This is a genomic window from Bacteroidota bacterium (assembly GCA_018266835.1).
Taxonomy (GTDB): Bacteria; Bacteroidota; Ignavibacteria; order Tepidaquicellales; family Tepidaquicellaceae; genus JAFDZO01.
In genome coordinates this window covers 253,859-271,931 of sequence record JAFDZP010000004.1, presented here as the reverse complement: position 1 = coordinate 271,931, position 18,073 = coordinate 253,859, and the positions used below count along the sequence as shown (strand labels likewise).

The following is an 18,073-nucleotide window of genomic DNA, read 5'->3' as shown; positions in this document are numbered from 1 at the left end:
TCAAAATCATAGTGCAATTACTATGCCTAATTAAAAGTCGTAATTATGGCTTATTTATGATGTCTGTAAAAATATATGGAAGTTAAATGACTATCTTATCAACTCTGAATATAGTTTTGAGGATGCATATATTGGCATTTGGATATTTTTTCAATAAGGGTTTAGTTAATTTATATTTTTAAAAGTTACCGATAGCACCTAAAATATGAACAAAGAAAAACATCCGAACGGTAAGGCTTCTGCCGAACCGAAGCAAAACAATCACGGAAAGGCACCTGCCGAGCCGAAAGCAAACAATTCTGAAAACTCAAATCCCGAAGAAACACATCAGGAAGCTGCGCACGGCTTTGAAGTTCTTCCTTACGATTTCAACGAGCAATTTAAAGAGAAGCATAAAAAACCTTTATACGCTGATGCCCGTTCACTTGCTGTAAAAATTGTTACACGTTGTGAAAGAACTGATTCATATCTTGATAAACTTATTGATACAGAATTAAAACACGATACCCTTAACGATTTCGATAAAGCTTTACTGAACGAACTTACTCACGGAGTTATAAGATGGATGAGAAGGCTTGACTGGTTCCTTAATGGATTCTACAGAGGAAGCTATGAAAAATGTCAGCCTGAAGTCCGAAATGCAATGAGAGTTGCGCTGTATCAGATAATGTTCCTCAATAAAATTCCTTACTCTGCTGCAGTAAACGAAGCTGTTGAGTTTGTAAAAAGACTTCACGGAGACAAGCATGCCGGAGTAGTAAACGGATTGCTGAGAACGATTATAAGAACACTAGAAAATTTAGTCTGGCCGACAAGAGATGTTGATGAAGTGAATTACCTTGGAATGGTTCAGTCACATCCTAACTGGATGGTAAAAAGATGGATTCAAAGACTTGGATTTGATGATGCGGAAAAATTCTGCGAGTTTAATAACAAACGACCTATCCTTGGGCTTCGCATCAATAAATTAAAATCTAATATTGACGAAGTTGAAACATATCTTAACAATAAAGGCATTGCAACTCGCCGCGGTGCAAACCTTGATTACTTCCTGACAATAAAATCCATGGGAAGAATTTATACTGATGAGTATTTTAAGAACGGATATTTTTCTGTTCAGGATGAAAGCGCAGGACTTGTCTCTACCTTGCTTGATCCGAAGCCGGGTGATATAGTAATGGACTTATGCGCAGCACCCGGAGGTAAAACCATGCATATGGCAGAGCTGATGAACAACGAAGGCAGAATAATTGCGATTGAAAAATACTCATCGAGGGCAAAAGCGCTTGAAGTGAATATCAAAAGAACTAATGTAACAAATACTGAAGTTGTTTATGACAGCATCTTAAGTCCTGAAACAGAATTATTAAAAACAGAGTTGCTTGGCAAAGCCGATAAGATTTTACTTGATGCTCCTTGTTCAGGACTTGGTGTAATTACAAAGAAGCCTGATATAAAAATGAAGAGAGAGCTTGAAGATATTCAAAAGCTTCAGAAGCTTCAGATGGAACTGATAAATGAATCAGCAAAGTATTTAAAGCCGGGCGGAGTATTGGTTTACTCTACATGTACAACTGAACCGGAAGAAAATTTTGATGTTGTAAAAGATTTTCTCGAAAAAAATCCTGACTTTAAAATTGATTCAGCCGAAAGATTTGTAAAGAATAAAAAAATTGTAACGAAGGAAGGTTATATAGAAACGTATCCGTTCAGAAATTATATTGACGGCTCGTTTTCGATAAGATTAGTCAAGAATAGCTAACATCAGAGTTCTTATAAACGCAGAGATCGCAAAGATTTTCGCAAAACACGCAAAGATAATAATTATTATTTTATCTTAGCGAACTTAGCGTATGACTTTGCGCTCTTTGCATTTAATAAGTTATAAGTAAAATGACATTATTTCTTATCATTCATTTTCTCATATGCATCAATAATATCCATCACCAGCTTGTGTCTTACAACATCTGTTTTATTAAAGTAAACAAATCCAATACCATCTATTCCCTGAAGGATTTCATTAATCTGTATTAATCCCGACATATCTTTTCTTGGCAAGTCAATCTGCGTAACGTCTCCGTTTACAATAGCCTTTGAATTAGCACCAATACGTGTCAGGAACATCTTCATCTGTGTTGTAGTGGCGTTCTGAGCCTCATCAAGGATGATGAAGGCATTATTTAAGGTTCTCCCTCTCATATAGGCTAATGGCACAACTTCTATTGTTCCCTTTTCCATGTAGCTTTTTAATTTATCGGTAGGCAGCATATCGTCAAGGGCATCATATAATGGCCGAAGATATGGATCTATTTTCTCTGATAAATCTCCCGGAAGAAATCCTAAACTTTCACCAGCTTCAACTGCCGGCCTTGCAAGAACAATTTTATTAATCTCTTTGCTTTTCAATGCGGCAACTGCAAAGGCAACAGAAAGATATGTCTTCCCTGTTCCAGCAGGACCTATAGCAAATACTATATCGTTCTCTTTTATTTTCTTAACATATTCAAGCTGAGTAGCCGTTCTGGGCTTTATGAAATCATTTTTCTTAAATAAAATAATTTCCTGAAGCTCATTAGTACCCGGCTTAACTTTGTTTCTGACTTCAAACTCTTTGGTGTTATCCAGCAAATCAAGAACCAGCTCAACATCGTGAGGTGTAATATGTCCCTGTCTCTTCTGAAGAAATTTTAATTCTTCAACAGCTCTCTCTATATTTTCAATTTCGTTTTTCTCGCCTTTTAGAAATATGGAATCGCCTCTTACAACTATGGTAGAATCGAACGCTTCTTTTATCAGTTCGATATTTTTATCATTCACTCCGCAAAAATTGAGCAGGTCAATTCCGGATAAATCAATTTTTTTTTCTATAATATCCAAATTTAATAATATGTTTTAAATTAAAACAAAAAACCCTTATGCTAAATTCCAGCATAAGGGTTTAAAAAAATATGATTCAAATAATTGATTTAATCAATTATTTTTTCTTTTCATCTTTTTTAACGTCTTTAGGTGCATCTTTTTTTACATCTTTAGGTGCATCTTTTTTAACGTCTTTCTTTTCATCTTTCTTCATATCTTTCTTTTCATCTTTCTTTGTGTCTTTCTTCATATCTTTCTTTTCATCTTTCTTCATATCTTTCTTTTCATCTTTCTTTGTATCTGTGGTTGTGTCAGATTTTTTTGTTCTCTTCTTCATCCATTTGTTCTTCATCATCATTGCATCTTTTTTCATCTTGTCAGTTAATGTAGGAACTACTAACTGTTGTCCAGGATAAATAAGATTTGGGTTGGTGATTTTTGTCTTTGTATTTTTAGGAGCTTTAGGATCTAAAGTAACTGTTTTGTTAGCATCCCATAATACAGGCCACATTCTTGGGTTACCATAGATTTCTTTTTTACCGGCAATTTTCCATAAACAATCACCTTTTACAACTGTGTATTTGTTTGATTTTGGTGGCTCAACTGGTTTTTCCCAATCAAGAAGTTTCTTTTCCATTGCGTTGAATCTATCCCAGAATTCTGGTAAGCAACGTACTTTTGAAGCTTTTAAAGCATCGAATTTTTTACGAGCATCAGCAACGTTACCTGATTTGCTGTTGATCATTTTTTCTGTTGCTTCAAAATCTTTTCTGTAATCAGCAACACCTGATTTTGTAGAACCAACTGCAGCATATAAATCTGATTCAGCTTTTGTTAAAGCTGCATCTTTATCTGCATTTGATTTCTTTAAACCGTCTATTTCTGTGTTTAAGTTGTTAAGTTGGATCGTTAACTGATCTTTCTTAGCTGTGTATTCGTCCATCATTTTTTGCCAGTCTTCCATGGTCATCTCAGTTGGTTCATCCTGAGCAAAGACTTTGTGTGATGTCATTACAGCTAAGGAGAAAACTAACATAAATACTAATAATTTATGTAATTTCATTTTTGAATGTCTCCTTTAATAAAATTTTTAAAATTTTGTGTAAAAATAATTTTTAAACTGTGTTGAATTACGGACATCTCTTTTTAACGGCGTCCATGTCATTCATGTAACCTTTAATTTTTGAGTCTTTGTCTGCAATTTGTCTTTGTAAGGATGATTTTTCATCATTCTTTGAGCTTACTTGTGAATTCAATGATTCTACTTCAGCTTTTAAATCGTTGAGCTGTTGCATTTGCTCTTCGCTTGGTCCTGAGCTACAACCTGTAATAATAACTGAACCAGTCATCATTAAAGCTGCCAATAGGACAAACAAAAGATTTTTTGTTTTTGCCATTTTTAAAATTCCTCCTGTAATTGGATTTTGGCTGTTAAAAAATAAGTTAATTCGCTTACAAATATACAATGCCTGTTTGCTACTGTCAAGTCATAATTCTCAAAAAGTAGACACATAAAAGCTTTAAAATTTGTCTATTTTGCAGACAAATACCTGTTGTATAAAAAAAGCAACATAAAACAAAAAAGCCCGCCGGATTTCTCTGACGGGCTTCTTTTTATTATCTATATTAAACGATATTACTTCTTTTTATCGTCTTTCTTTACGTCTTTAGGGGCATCCTTTTTTACATCTTTAGGAGCATCTTTTTTTACGTCTTTCTTAGTATCTTTTGGTGCGTCTTTTTTTGTATCCTTAGGCGCATCTTTTTTTGTATCTTTTGAATCTTTAGGTGTCTCTTTCTTTACATCTGTTTCATCCTTCTTCGTATCTTTTTTCTTGTGGTCAAAATTCCAGTCACCTTTGTATTTTTTCTTTCTTGTCTTCATCATTCCCTTTGACTTGTTCAGCATCATTTGCTTTTCAGCATCTGTCATTGGAGGAATGCACAATACCTGACCCGGATAAATTCTGTTCGGGTTTGGAATTGTAGAAGGTGTTCCTGAAATTATACCGTTTTTATTTGCGTCCCAAATCTTAGGCCACAATCTCGGATTTCCATAAATGCTGCTCTTGCCTGCAATTTTCCATAAGCAATCGCCTTTAACTACTTTATATTCCTGGTCACATTTCTTTGCAACAGGTCCGCCTAAGCACCAGTCTGCATATTTCTTGACCATTGCATTATATCTGTCCCAGAATTCATTGAGACATCTTGCTTTGGAAGAAGTTATTGCATCCAGTTTTTTCTTTGCGTCTTCACAATTTCCTGATCTTGAATTTATCTGGCTTTCAACATCGGCGAATCTTTTTCTGAATCCGTCTAAGTCTCCGCCGGCCCAGCTATCGAATTCACCTTTCAATTTATCATAAGCAGATTGCTTTGATGATTTTTGAGAGGTTAAGTCATTAAGCATGGCTTGTTTGGAATTCATTGCTGCTGTTAATGAATCTTTCATTTTGGAATACTTCGCCCACTCACTCATATAAGTGGCGCATTCGTCGTCCAGATCATCGCAGCAATCCTCATCATCCTGTGCACGCACCGGAAGAGGAGTATGTAGCAAAGCAATTATAGATAACAACAAAATTGCTAAAAAAAGTTTGTTTGATTTCATATTAAATTTAAACTCCTATAACTTTTTAATTAATAAGTTTTAAAATTATTAAGGACATCTTTTGCGAGCAGCATCCATATCAGATTGCAGCTTTGACATTGAATTGTCGATTGAACTTATATCACCCTGTAAGGAGCTGATTTGTGCATCCATTTTGGAATTTCCATCCATCAGTGATGATACTTCTGCTTTTAAACTTTCTAACTGAGCTAATTGCTCATCTGTCGGACATGAACTGCATCCGGCAAGCAATGCTGAGGTAGTCAAAATCAAAAAAGCTAAAAGAGTAAAAATCAAACTTTTAATTTTGAGCATATTTAAAAAATCCTCCGATTTTAAATTAAAATTTTTTTCAAAATACCTTAATATAAATGAGATGTCAAGTCAGTTTATGTAAAAACACGATAATTTTTCGTATTTTAGCTTACTTAACTTATAAACCCGGAATAAGGTATGCAACATTTATATAACAAAAAAAGCCGGTCAGACCGGCTTTTTTTTAGAGAGTACAATATAAATTATTTATTTACTTCGTCAAAGAAGTCACCGAGTTTAAATCTTATGTTTGCGGCAACTGTCAATACTCCGAAGCTGTCATCTGTCAGCTTAGAAAGCCGTATCGATGGTCCGATTGCAAACGAACTTAATGCAAATCCTTCACCAATCTGCGATATCATTATATCCATCGCAATCTGGAAGTTTCTGACTCCTGCAAGTGTTGCATCAATTCTTGTATCAAATACTGAACCTGCTAATCTCATTTCTCTGCCGGTGAATCCGATGTGTGTTTCACCTAAGTATTTTCCTGCATAAACTTTAGCTCTTGTGGAACCGAAAGTTCTGAAAGGATATGAGAACATAAAGTCAAAGTAGCTTCCTAAAAGCACGTTGTTTTTCATTACTTCACCTGTAACTTCGTTAATATAATTTTTAGGAAGGTCAGGTGTTCCTGTATCGATTGTTGTATGATATCCGATTTCGAAGAAATTACCGAAAGGAATATGATAACCAACGTTCAACATAACGTTAGGAGCATAAATATTATTGAAGCTGTTTCCGCTTAATGAAGAGCTTTCACCTGCTTTTTGTCTTGTTGTTAATTCTTTAATTCTTGTGTTAATACCTACGTAAGCACCTAAGATATGAAAATCAGCACCAACTAAATCTGTTTCCAACGGGAATGAATATGGTGTACCTGTTCCGAATGAGAATCCTAAAGAACCTTTTAGGGGAATACCTACAGGGTCGCCTCCGAAGAACTGGAAGTAAGGATTGATATAAGCTGTTGTACCTCTGATATCTCTGCTTCTTCTAGGCGGAGCAATTACGTCTTTTACTTTTATGCTTTTAAATACATCAAGAAATACAGAACCGTAGTTAAGTTTTTTCTGATTTAAATTTTCTTTATTACTTCCTGTCCATCCTAATAATTTAGCCTGAACATCTTTTGTAATCTGTGACCATGATGCACGAACTGCAGAAGGATCTGTCTCATCACCGATAACAACATATTGGTTGTTAGGGTTAGGATCCATTACGTTAACAATTAAGTTATAAGACTCAAGTAACGGGCTGATACCCATCTGGTCCTGAACTTTTATAAATACACTATCATCCTGAGCTCTAGCCAGAATTCTGAAGTATTTCCAGGTTGCAGGATTATCGGATTCCTCCTGAGCATTAGCGCTTTGTAAGCCCGTCAAAGAGAAAACGCATAATCCAAAAATCAGTAAAAAAATTTTTACCATAAAGTTTTGTTTCATAATTTTAATTTTGTTTGTATAAAATTTAAGTTACATCGGGGAAAACTTGAAGACCTCTCCGGAAGGAGAGATCTTCATATAATTATAATTTTACCAATCGCCGAAAATAAAACTCTGCTGACCTGTAACAGTGTGACCTGCGATTTTATCTTTAACTGTTACTGTAAACCCGACAGAATATGGTGAATCTTTACCTGAAGAGAAATTATCAAAAGCTGACTTACTTCCGAATGCCTTCATTGTAATATCGTAAGTGTTTTGTCCTGCATTTTTAACTTCAACAGGTCCGCTGAATTTTACATCAAGCTGTCCCGGGAAGTCATCACTGATAACAACTCTGAAGCCGGTAACACTTTGAAGCGTTCTGATAGAAACATCTTCACCCATGTTTGTAACACGGGAGATACTTATCTTCGGCTTCTCATTTGGTTTCAGTTCAACAGTTTTGGATGAGCTTCCTACTTTAATTGTTACAGAACTCTGTCCCCCTGTTGTAAATGATTTTGTGCTTTTAGCAGGGATAGTTGTTATACCCACTATTTCAAGTGGTGTGTCGTAAGGATTATTTAAACTGTTCTCAGTGTACTGATACAATACAATATTTCCAATCCTGATTTCCTGCATTTCACCCGGATCTTTTTTAACTTCATCGGGTTTTTTCTGCTGTTCAACCAATGGATTCTGCTGAGTTATAGTAGAAGTATTAGTATTGACTGATGTAACCTGTGTCTGCATCACTTGAATTTTTTGCTGCAGCTGGGCTATCAGATTTGGATCTATCTTGCTTATGTTTGTGGTGTCGAATTGAATCTTAGGAACTAAACCTAATGCTATTAACGAATCGAGATAAGCCTTCAAAGAATCTGCATAAGATTTTTCTACTACTTTATCCTTATTTATTACTTCCGTTAAATCGAGATTAGCGCCTTTAAGAGCAACAATACAAATCACAAATATGTAAAGCACCTGATAGATAATAAATTTTACGTCTCTATTTTTTTTGCGCTGTGCCATTTTAAAAAAATTTTTGTGTTTGTTAAATTGTTATCTCTTACCAGCGAGATATACTAAGTTATCTAATCCTTTTAATGCATTGGTATCTTTAATTCCTTTTATTGTTTCATTTAAGTATGAAGCTGTTGACTGTAACTGGTTCAGTACTTTTTCATCTGTAAGTTTTGAGTTGCCGAGGTCTTTTAATATTGCATCAAGAGTTGCCATGTTTTTAGCAAATGTTTCAGAAATCTTATTGGTGATTTCCATAACTTTGTAAATCTGTTCAACATCTTCTTTCTTCATATCAAAGCCTTTCAGCTGTTGTACTGCAGGAACTTCAGGAGCTTTTGCTCTTGTCAGCTCAGCTAAAATTGCTCTTTGTAATCTTTCTTCCTTTTCATAAAAATATTCTGTCTCTACCTGTTTTATTTCATCCTGAATCTCATTGTATTTTACTGCCTGAGCATCAAATACAGATTCAAATAATTTACCTATAGCAAGAATAAGAATTGATTTAATTTCGAACGGAACGGAAAATCCTAAGAAAATTGTGGGACCTTCTTTAATAGAGACAAGTAAGAACGCTGCACCTAACAACGGTAAAGCTGTTGCCACAGCATCAACTGTTCCCGAATATTTATCAATAACTCTTGATATACTTCCTTCGGTCAAACCTTTTTCTGTAATCTCTTTTCTTAAAGCAATGTTACAAAGTATTGCCGTTAAGATGAAGATAACATATACTAAGATCGGAAGCCACCAGAACTGATATGGCTCAACACCGCTATTTAATAATTGTGACCCGGGGAATAAAGAGTTTGCAAAATTAACTGCAACCTTACCCAGGAACGGGACGTTAGCAACGTCAATGAAAAAAGATAAAACTAAAAGAATAAACGACGGTATCGCTGCCGATAAAATCGCTTTGCTCCCCTCCGATTTCATCCTGCTGATATTCTTCTCTATCAGGTGTTCCCTAATTTGAGTCAGTTCCTTGTCATAATTCTGAAGCGTATTGATTCGCTCCTCAACGCTCATTGACTCTCCGGAATAGATTTGTGTTGATTCCATTACTGCTTTCGTTTTAATTAATGAATTGATTTAATATTTTAGTATTTTTTATAATATAGATAAAATAGAATTTTTATTAAATAATAATAATAAAAATTATTCAATATTTATTTTGCGAAATAAGACTACAAATTATGTCGTAGTTCGAGCTACAACAAATTAATTTATTTGCTTTTTATTGTCAAGCAAATATTTTTTACTTTTGCATTACTCCCACTCAATAGTTGCAGGAGGCTTCGTGCTGATATCGTACACAACTCTGTTCACGCCTTTCACTTCGTTTATTATTCTGTTAGATAAACCTCTTAAAAAATTATGTTCAAAATGATAAAAGTCTGCTGTCATACCATCGGATGAAGTTACTGCTCTTACCCCTATAACGTTCTCATAGCTTCTTTCATCTCCCATCACACCAACCGTCTGCACCGGCATAAGCACTGAAAATGCCTGCCATATTTTTGAATACAAATTATTTTTTCTTAACTCATCCATATAAATTTCATCTACATCTCTTAGCAGCTCAAGCTTTGCTTTACTTACATCACTTAAAATTCTTATCGCTAATCCGGGTCCCGGGAACGGATGACGGTTAATAAAATATTCCGGCAGTCCAAGCTTCAATCCTATTTCTCTCACTTCATCTTTGAATAATTCTCTGAACGGTTCGATCAATTTCAGATTCATATTCTTCGGAAGACCTCCTACATTGTGATGCGTTTTAATTACGGCAGAAGGACCTTTAAACGAAACCGATTCTATCACATCAGGATACAAAGTTCCCTGCACCAGGTACTTTGCATTTTTTATTTTCTTAGCTTCTTTTTCAAATATGTCAATGAACGTTTTACCTATGATTTTTCTCTTCTTCTCGGGGTCTTTAACATTTTTTAACCTCTGAAGAAATAATGCTGAAGCATTAACTAATTTTATTTTTATTTTAAAATTCTTTTCAAATATTTCAACAACTTTTCTGCTTTCATCTTTGCGCATCAAGCCGTTATCTATGTGAATGCAATGTAACTGTTTTCCAATCGCTTTACTAACTAAAACGGCAGCGACTGAGGAATCAACTCCTCCGCTTAATGCGCATATTACATTATCCTTCTGTACTGTACTTTTTATTTCTTTTATCTTATCCTCAACAAATGAACTTGCAGTAAATTTATTTCTGACATTGCAGATACTGAAAATAAAATTCTTCAATATCTTCTTTCCTTCTACAGTATGATTTACTTCCGGATGAAACTGCACGCAGAAAATATTTTTCTTCGCATTTTCTATGCTGCTTATTATTCCGTTCTTACTTTTTGATGTAACTGTAAATCCATTGGGGATTTTATCGAGTGAATCACCATGGCTCATCCACACAACAGAATTTTTTTTCACATTCTGAAATAGCGGAGATTTTTTTGCGAGAACTATTTGGGAGTGTCCGTATTCCCTGTGGCTGCTTTTTTGAATCTTTCCCCCTTCAAGATAGCTTATTAACTGCAAGCCATAGCAGACACCAAGGACAGGAATTTCATTATTCGTAAAATATTCTAATAAAGTTTCACTTATTTTTGGAGCAGCTTTATCAAGTACGCTTGATGGTCCGCCCGAAAGAATAATTCCTTTTAAATTAAATTTACTTTTAATTATAAAATCAACAACGTCAATATTGAACGGATGGATTTCACAATAAACTTTTTGTTCGCGGATTCTTCTTGCGATTAACTGAGTGTATTGCGAACCGAAATCCAGAATGAGAATCATTTCTAATTTTTTCACGAGGCCTCTCCCATAGCAATCTGTATTGCTCCCATCGTAGGCTCATTCTTTTTCCTGACTACTACAACGTTCTTCAGTTTCTTTTTTATTCCGCTTCTTAATGCACGTGATAAAATATTATCGTTCTCAATTACGCTTCCTATAAACGCAATTTCGATTTTTTCTTTTACCTTAGAAATTTTAAGGTACAGCTCTATATTTCCCAATAAATCTTGTGCCCCTTGTTTTACAATTTTCAGACAGGCTTTATCTTTTTTCTCGGCTGCCTCAATTACAGTTTCACAAACTCTCTGCAGTTCAAAATGTTTTGCAAAAACTTTATCCACTATATTCTTAGACGTAATTCCAAATCTTTTACTTACTAATTTTGAAAAAATACTTTCTTTTTTTCCAAGAGCTCTTTCATCATATTCTTTAACAAGTTCTCTTAGTCCTTCTCTTCCGATTATAAATCCGCTGCCCTGGTCACCTAAAATTCTTCCCCAGCCGCCGACTCTGTTTAGCTTGCCTTTATATTTTCCGTAAAGTACTGAACCTGTTCCGGCTATTAATATAATTCCGTCACCTCCATCAAACGCTCCGGTTATTGCGTTCTTAGCATCCGTTACAACAGTTACGTTTTTAACTTTCAGCCTGGATTTGAACAGTCTTTCAAGCTTTTTTCTGTCGAATTCTTCCCTTGCCCCTGCAATTCCGAAACAGATACCGGCGCAATTCTCAAGTTTTAATTTTTGTTTTCTGATTGATTTAACAACATAGCCGCTAAGGACTTCAGATGTTTTTTCTGCTCCGAAAACTGAGTAGTGACAGGACGGATACTTAGCTTTGTAAAGGACTTTCTTTCGGGCATCAGTTAGTACAATATCAAATTTCGTGCCACCGGAGTCAATTCCGATGAAATATTTTTTGTTTATTTCCATTTTTTATTGTAAATTTTTCTTCACCTCTCGTTGCGAAGCCGGAACTTAGTAGGTAATCCCTTAATCTCCAAAAAATACGTTAACTCCACCCTTTAGGTGGGGACTAACACTCGACTATATACCCCCTCCTTACTAAGGAGGGGGAGGGGGTGGTTAATATATAAAGTTTAACCCTAAAGAGTTTTTCTTTTATGTCTATAACCCCATCCTAAAGTATGGGGTTACTTAGAAATTTTTTTTATACTAAATTCGAAACGAGAATAATATTTTTTTAATATTAATACAAAATTAATTTCGTTAAATTAACCATAAATCACTTAAGAACGGAGTCAAAAAATTGAAAGAAGAAGTCCTCGACCAGGGTTTTCTCGAGATTCTCGATAAACTCGGTAACGATTTAACCGTAGTAAATTCTGCGCGCGTTTCATTCGGAAAAAGAAAGACCGAATACACAGACGGCGACAGAAAACTTGTTAAGTTTCTTGTAAAGAACAAACACTGGTCTCCATTCAGACACATCATCGTACAGTTTCATATAAAAGCACCTGAGTTTGTAATGCGTCAATGGTATAAGCATGTAGTCGGTATTGAAACAACTTCAAGCTCGATGACTAAAGACCATGCGTGGAATGAAATCAGCGGCAGATACGTACCTGTTTCTGATTTCTATAAACCATCTAACTGGAGAGCGCAATCAGAAAACAATAAGCAGGCATCCGAAGGCAGCATTGAAAAACAGGATGAAGCCACAAAAATTTTCGACGGCATCATGCAGTCAATAGTTGATTCCTACGAAAAACTTATGGAGTTAGGTGTTGCCAAAGAACAAGCAAGATTAATTCTTCCTCTTAATCAGTACACGGAAGTCTACTGGACAGCTTCTTTCCAGGCTATTATGAATTTTATTGAGCTGCGTGACGAATCCACTGCTCAGTGGGAGATAAGGCAATACGCAATCGCCATGAAAAAAATGATGATGGAACTTTATCCTGAAACAACTAAAATCTGGTTTGAGAATAATTCACACAATTAACAATTATCAATTAGTAATTAACAGTTAAAGCGTTTGTTTTCGGTTTGCTATCAGGTAATTCTGTTAATTGTTAATTACTAATTGTTAATTGGAAAAAATACTTTTAAGCACCTGGCCTGCAACGTTTGGGTTTTCCTGAAATCTTCTTATTGAATATTCATACCATCTCTGACCGAACGGAACATAGATTCTCATTCTATGACCGTGGCTTAAAACTTCATCGCGCAGATTTTCTCTTACACCAAGCAGCATCTGAAATTCATATTGCTCTCTTGTAAGTTTTAAATCTTTAACAATTTTTTCCGCACCGGTTATTAAGTAATCATCGTGTGTTGCAATACCTACGTATGCGCCGCGCTCAAGAGCAAGGCGTAATACTTTAAGATAATTCTGTCTTACTTCATCGTATCCTTTGAATGCAATTTCCTCAGGCTCAATATATATACCTTTACAGATTCTGAAGTTTACTTTTTCTTCGGTAAGTTTTATAATATCGCTTTCAGTCCTTCTTAAATATGCCTGCAGTACAATTCCGACGTTATCAAATTTCTTACGCATTTCATTGAACAATTTGATAGTTATATCCGTCACTGCAGATTCTTCCATATCAATTCTTACAAATGTATTAAGGCTTTTTGCATGCTCAAGAATTTCAGTAAACAAACTTCTGCATAAATCATAATCATTTTTTAAACCAAGCATTGTAAGCTTTACCGATAAATTGGAATCAAGATTATTTTTCTTTATTGCATCCAGTACTTCAATCGATTCATCTTTTGATTTTATTGCTTCTTCTTTTGAACTGATACTTTCACCAAGTACATCCATCGTAGCCATGAATTTTTTTTCGTTAAGATGCTTAACGGTATTCACTGCTTCGTTTATATTATCGCCTGCGATGTATTTGTTTGCAAAAAATCTGACTAAGCCTCTGGGTAGAACGGGAATGGTGTTTACTAAAGCTTTATTGAGTAGGTTCATTAAAATTGTTTTAATGTGTTAAACAAAATTAATGTTTATAAATTATCTTATAAAGGAAAAACGAAATGGAAGTTTACAAAATAAAAACTTTGCTTCCCCCTCCTTTACAAGGAGGGGGACTGAGGGGGCGGTATAGTAGAATCGATTAAGGTTTACGTTCCGACGCTGGAGCATCGGAACGAGTTCTTACTCTAATTATTATACTACTGAATTTTTATACAAATAAAAAAAGCATCCCGACAAGGTCAGGATGCTTAAGGAGAAAGGAAACAAAGTTTAAAACACATTATTTTTACAACTAAACTTATCCCGGAGATTTGGAAATTCTCCGGGTGGGTTAGGCAGACGAGAATTTAACAAAGTCTGCATCAAACTCGTGGGAGAATCTTCGATTCTCCCAACCCGTAACATATCAACTCCCCTCACAGCTGATACGCAGGTGCAGAAGCTTTCGCTTCTTAGCTGATTTCTACAAAGCCCCTCAACTCCGTGAAATCAAAACTTAATAAAACTCTTGGGAGAACAGCCGCTAACTGTTCGGATATTTCAACTTCCCTCAAAGTCGAAATTCCTTTTAATGGAAAACTACAAAGCCCCTCAACCCGTGAATTCCGGTAAAACTTGTTAGCTTTATTCTCCCTGTAGAATCGCAGCCCCCTCATAAGCTGCAATCCAAAAACTTTTAAAGAACTCTTTATCTTGTATTGTAAAGAACTGAGTGTCCTGGTTTTGTCCTTTACATTTTCAAATATTTTTGTCTATTTTGCTATTAAGAGAAAATAGGATGCCTCATCATCTTAAAAGATTTAACCTTGCCGGGTTAGAATTTTTTGTTCTCTTAATAATTGCCGGATGCCCTCATCCGGCTTTTCTTTTTTGTACTCTTTTCTTTTAGCTTAGTTTCATTACTTAATCAAGCTCATCTTCTTAATTGTAGTATAGTCGCCTGCTGTTAATCTGTACAGATAGAATCCTGAAGCTAATTTACTTCCGTCAAACTTTATGGTGTAATATCCTTGTTCTTTTATTTCATTTACTAAGTCAGCTACCAGCTTGCCTGACATATCATAAACTTTTAATGTTACAAATGCCTGCTGCGGAATGCCGTATTTAATATTTGTAGTAGGATTAAAAGGATTCGGATAATTCTGATTTAATATCGGCTCTCTTGGATATGTACCTATTCCGCCGCCATCCATAAAATCGTTAGTGCTTTCAATAACATTTCCGTTGAGGTATAAATTGAATTTTGAATTTGCTGCGGCTGCATTTAAATCAACAAGAATGGTTGAACCGTAAATCTCACTTAATGGATTAATTCTATCCATTATAATATCGTTTGCATATGCACCGAGTTCTACAATTTCGTCTGTGTTGTTCTGGTTTGTATTAATTATAATTCTGTCATTCTGAATGATATCATTTACATATGCGCCTATTCTTACTTTATCTCCGCTGCCGATCTGGGCACTGTTGAACATGTACTCACCCTTATCATTCACAGTAACGGATTCCAGGACCTTATAAGTAACCTCATCGGAGTTTACCAGATAAAGCTTCACAACTGCATTCTGAACAGGTGTTGTTGTATTCTTGTACAATACTTTGCCTGTAATAATAAGATTATTACTTTCAACTCCTGCTTTTAATAGCCCGTTAAACAAAACGAGATTGACTATCAGAAGCGCTAAAATTGTGAACGATTTTTTCATAAATCCTCCGAGAGAAATAAAATTAATTTTATAACTTTGACACTGTTTTATCTGCACAGTGACAACTATTTTACTAAAACTTCTTTAATACTTTCTTTAAGGTCGAAACTTTTATGAATTTTCTTAAATTCTTTCGTTGTGTAGGCTTGGCTCCAATAATAATTAAATAAGTCCATCATTCGCATTGCAAAATCTTTGTTTCTTATTATTATATCGGCTCTGCTGTGTCTGGGAATGTCTTTGGGGTCGATGTTTATGAATACAATCTCTCTGTCAAAAATTGTGATGTTTGGTAACTCTAACTGAGAAATTTTTAATTTCTCACCGTTCTTTTCGTAATACTCGCAAAGGTCAATAAAACCTTCAACTGTTGCTATTGATACGTTCTCGTTTCTGTCAACTATTTTAAAATTGTAACTTGCTTCGTAAATTGATTTTATAGAACCGCCGCCTTTTATAAAATTCATCGCAGTCTGGTCAAGTTCTTTTGATACGAACATCTCAAATCTTACCATGAAAAGAATTTCCTGCTTAGCGCTGTTGAGCAGTTCAATAAATTTTGCTGTTCTATGCTTGTTAAAACCTCTGATTAATTCTATGTTAACAGAATTATCACTTTCATCAGTTTCAGATTTGTATAGTGGAACTAAATTTTTAAAAGTATCCTTCAGATTTCCTAAACGCTGCTCGTTTTCAATATTGAAGTCTGCCTGTATTTTATCTAAAATAATTCTTGGATTTATAATCTCATATTTAAGAATAGTATTTGTTTCAATAACGTTGCAATAACCTTTTTCAGCGAAAGTTTTCAGAATTTCATAAACAGCAGTTCTTCTTATCTTAGCCTTCTCTGCGATTTCAGATGCGCTAAGTGAGGAGTTTATCAGAAGCACCATGAAGACTTTGGATTCATATTCCTTGAATCCTAAGCTCTGAAGTTTTTCTATTAATTGTTCCTGTTGCAAATCTGTTGTCTTTTTGATTTAGTACATTTTTTCCTTAACAGCAATTTGAGTTTTTTTCATCTTTTTGTCAAGTCCTTTTTTTGGTAAAAGTGTTGTTTTCTTAAAAAGAACAATTTTTCATGTATTGCATAAGCCCTTATGTAAATCTGTAATACGGAAGCTTTTCAAAAAAGTTAGGCTTGCAAAAAATATTTTTATCTTTTTTATATACAGCCTTATCCATATTTTTCGTTTCAATCAGAACCCGCAACAATGAAAATAAAATTCTTGTTTATATTTATTACATTGATGTACTCTTCATTTTCTTTCAGTGCTCAAATTACCCGGCCCGCTCATATAGTAATCTGCATGATGGAAAATAGAGGATATAATCAGATTATCGGCAGCTCTCAGGCTCCTTTTATAAATTCTTTAACAGCAGATAGTAAAGGTGCACTGCTTACAAACTCACACGGGCTTACACATCCAAGCCAGCCGAATTATTTAATGCTCTATTCAGGTTCTAATCAGGGAGTAATAGATGATGCCACTCCGTCAAACTTTCCATTTCTTACACCTAATCTCGGAGCGTACTTAATTAACGCCGGCTTTAAGTTCAAAGGTTACTGCGAAGACCAGCCGTCAGTCGGTTACAACGGAACTGTTTCAGGCAGCTATTACCGCAAGCACAACCCATGGAGTAACTGGCAGACTGCACCTACAAATGGATACCCTATAACAGTTAATCAGCCTTTTACAGCTTATCCGTCAAACTTCGACAGCTTACCTACTGTATGTTTTGTTGTTCCTAATATTATAAATGATATGCACGATGGTACAATCCCGCAGGGCGATGCATGGATACAGAATAACTTAGGACCATATATAACCTGGTGCAAAACTCATAACAGTCTTTTTATTTTAACGTGGGATGAAGATAACGGAACAACTCCCAATCAGATTCCTACAATTTTCGTCGGACAAAAAGTCATTCACGGAACTTACAATCAATATCTTTCTCATTATTCTATTCTGAGAACAATTGAAGACATGTACGGTATTCCCTATGCAGGGCATTCAGATACTGCTCATGCAATTACATCATGCTTTGATAATACTACTGCTGTTCAATCAACAGGAGAAGCATTGAATTATTCGCTATCGCAAAATTTTCCGAATCCTTTTAATCCCAGTACAAAGATTGATTTTGAAATTCCTAAATCAGGATTGGTAACATTAAAAGTGTATAACGAGCTTGGCGAGGAAAAAGAAGAGCTTGTAAATAAAAATTTACAGGAAGGTAAATATGAAGTGGAACTTGATGCGAAAAATTTATCGTCGGGTGTTTACTTCTATACTCTTGAAGAAGGTGATTTCAGAGAAACGAAATCAATGCTTCTAATAAAATAA

General features: G+C 35.0%; 16 protein-coding genes. 3 read left to right on the top strand and 13 right to left on the bottom strand.

The window, feature by feature from the left end; all coding sequences use genetic code 11:
- Positions 1–205 precede the first annotated feature (205 nt).
- A complete protein-coding gene (gene rsmB, locus JST55_12290; protein ID MBS1494287.1) occupies positions 206–1,762 on the top strand; it encodes a 16S rRNA (cytosine(967)-C(5))-methyltransferase RsmB in 1,557 nt (518 codons plus the stop codon).
- Positions 1,763–1,899: 137 nt separating this feature from the next.
- Here rsmB and JST55_12285 read toward each other — a convergent pair whose 3' ends face one another.
- From JST55_12285 to JST55_12240, 10 genes are all read right to left on the bottom strand, one after another.
- Positions 1,900–2,871 (bottom strand): PhoH family protein, encoded by a 972-nt coding sequence (locus JST55_12285; GenBank protein ID MBS1494286.1) that lies wholly within the window; start codon positions 2,869–2,871, stop codon positions 1,900–1,902.
- 103 nt (positions 2,872–2,974) lie between these two features.
- A complete protein-coding gene (locus tag JST55_12280; protein MBS1494285.1) occupies positions 2,975–3,922 on the bottom strand; it encodes a LysM peptidoglycan-binding domain-containing protein in 948 nt (315 codons plus the stop codon).
- A 67-nt stretch (positions 3,923–3,989) separates the two neighbouring features.
- Positions 3,990–4,256, bottom strand: a complete 267-nt coding sequence (locus JST55_12275; protein MBS1494284.1) for a hypothetical protein — start codon at positions 4,254–4,256, stop codon at positions 3,990–3,992.
- 239 nt (positions 4,257–4,495) lie between these two features.
- Entirely contained in the window at positions 4,496–5,473 is a 978-nt protein-coding gene (locus JST55_12270; protein MBS1494283.1) for a LysM peptidoglycan-binding domain-containing protein, read from the bottom strand.
- 48 nt (positions 5,474–5,521) lie between these two features.
- Complete coding sequence (locus JST55_12265) at positions 5,522–5,770, bottom strand: hypothetical protein (GenBank protein ID MBS1494282.1); 249 nt, start codon at positions 5,768–5,770, stop codon at positions 5,522–5,524.
- Positions 5,771–5,991: 221 nt separating this feature from the next.
- The gene (locus JST55_12260; protein ID MBS1494281.1) at positions 5,992–7,236 is read right to left on the bottom strand and encodes a hypothetical protein; all 1,245 of its coding nucleotides are present in this window, start codon (positions 7,234–7,236) and stop codon (positions 5,992–5,994) included.
- A 90-nt stretch (positions 7,237–7,326) separates the two neighbouring features.
- On the bottom strand, positions 7,327–8,250 hold the full coding sequence (locus JST55_12255) for a hypothetical protein (protein ID MBS1494280.1): 924 nt from the start codon (positions 8,248–8,250) through the stop codon (positions 7,327–7,329).
- Between the two features lie 30 nt (positions 8,251–8,280).
- Complete coding sequence (locus JST55_12250; GenBank protein MBS1494279.1) at positions 8,281–9,303, bottom strand: hypothetical protein; 1,023 nt, start codon at positions 9,301–9,303, stop codon at positions 8,281–8,283.
- Positions 9,304–9,510: 207 nt separating this feature from the next.
- Positions 9,511–11,058, bottom strand: coding sequence for a glutamine-hydrolyzing GMP synthase (guaA, locus tag JST55_12245; protein ID MBS1494278.1), 1,548 nt, complete (start codon positions 11,056–11,058; stop codon positions 9,511–9,513).
- 11 nt (positions 11,059–11,069) lie between these two features.
- Positions 11,070–11,993, bottom strand: a complete 924-nt coding sequence (locus JST55_12240; protein MBS1494277.1) for a hypothetical protein — start codon at positions 11,991–11,993, stop codon at positions 11,070–11,072.
- A 337-nt stretch (positions 11,994–12,330) separates the two neighbouring features.
- On the opposite strand from JST55_12240, the gene thyX reads away from it, so the two are divergent.
- Positions 12,331–13,026 carry an FAD-dependent thymidylate synthase gene (thyX, locus tag JST55_12235; protein MBS1494276.1) on the top strand — a complete coding sequence of 232 codons (696 nt, stop codon included), beginning with the start codon at positions 12,331–12,333 and terminating at the stop codon, positions 13,024–13,026.
- An 84-nt stretch (positions 13,027–13,110) separates the two neighbouring features.
- Here the strand turns inward: thyX and JST55_12230 are convergent, their stop codons facing one another.
- The 3 genes from JST55_12230 to JST55_12220 form a co-directional block, all read right to left on the bottom strand.
- Positions 13,111–14,007 carry a proline dehydrogenase family protein gene (locus JST55_12230; GenBank protein MBS1494275.1) on the bottom strand — a complete coding sequence of 299 codons (897 nt, stop codon included), beginning with the start codon at positions 14,005–14,007 and terminating at the stop codon, positions 13,111–13,113.
- Positions 14,008–14,912: 905 nt separating this feature from the next.
- Positions 14,913–15,719: a T9SS type A sorting domain-containing protein gene (locus JST55_12225; protein ID MBS1494274.1), complete on the bottom strand. Its 807-nt coding sequence runs from the start codon at positions 15,717–15,719 to the stop codon at positions 14,913–14,915.
- Between the two features lie 65 nt (positions 15,720–15,784).
- Complete coding sequence (locus JST55_12220; GenBank protein ID MBS1494273.1) at positions 15,785–16,684, bottom strand: TrmB family transcriptional regulator; 900 nt, start codon at positions 16,682–16,684, stop codon at positions 15,785–15,787.
- 252 nt (positions 16,685–16,936) lie between these two features.
- Between JST55_12220 and JST55_12215 the strand changes: the two genes are divergently transcribed.
- Positions 16,937–18,073: a T9SS type A sorting domain-containing protein gene (locus JST55_12215; GenBank protein ID MBS1494272.1), complete on the top strand. Its 1,137-nt coding sequence runs from the start codon at positions 16,937–16,939 to the stop codon at positions 18,071–18,073.

Bases quoted from the DNA above. Each gene is read 5' to 3' on its own strand.
- JST55_12270 (MBS1494283.1), bottom strand. From the start codon at position 5,473: ATGAAATCAAACAAACTTTTTTTAGCAATTTTGTTGTTATCTATAATT.
- JST55_12280 (MBS1494285.1), bottom strand. From the start codon at position 3,922: ATGAAATTACATAAATTATTAGTATTTATGTTAGTTTTCTCCTTAGCT.
- rsmB (MBS1494287.1), top strand. From the start codon at position 206: ATGAACAAAGAAAAACATCCGAACGGTAAGGCTTCTGCCGAACCGAAG.
- JST55_12225 (MBS1494274.1), bottom strand. From the start codon at position 15,719: ATGAAAAAATCGTTCACAATTTTAGCGCTTCTGATAGTCAATCTCGTT.
- JST55_12255 (MBS1494280.1), bottom strand. From the start codon at position 8,250: ATGGCACAGCGCAAAAAAAATAGAGACGTAAAATTTATTATCTATCAG.
- JST55_12230 (MBS1494275.1), bottom strand. From the start codon at position 14,007: ATGAACCTACTCAATAAAGCTTTAGTAAACACCATTCCCGTTCTACCC.
- JST55_12240 (MBS1494277.1), bottom strand. From the start codon at position 11,993: ATGGAAATAAACAAAAAATATTTCATCGGAATTGACTCCGGTGGCACG.
- JST55_12275 (MBS1494284.1), bottom strand. From the start codon at position 4,256: ATGGCAAAAACAAAAAATCTTTTGTTTGTCCTATTGGCAGCTTTAATG.
- JST55_12250 (MBS1494279.1), bottom strand. From the start codon at position 9,303: ATGGAATCAACACAAATCTATTCCGGAGAGTCAATGAGCGTTGAGGAG.
- guaA (MBS1494278.1), bottom strand. From the start codon at position 11,058: ATGATTCTCATTCTGGATTTCGGTTCGCAATACACTCAGTTAATCGCA.
- JST55_12260 (MBS1494281.1), bottom strand. From the start codon at position 7,236: ATGAAACAAAACTTTATGGTAAAAATTTTTTTACTGATTTTTGGATTA.
- JST55_12215 (MBS1494272.1), top strand. From the start codon at position 16,937: ATGAAAATAAAATTCTTGTTTATATTTATTACATTGATGTACTCTTCA.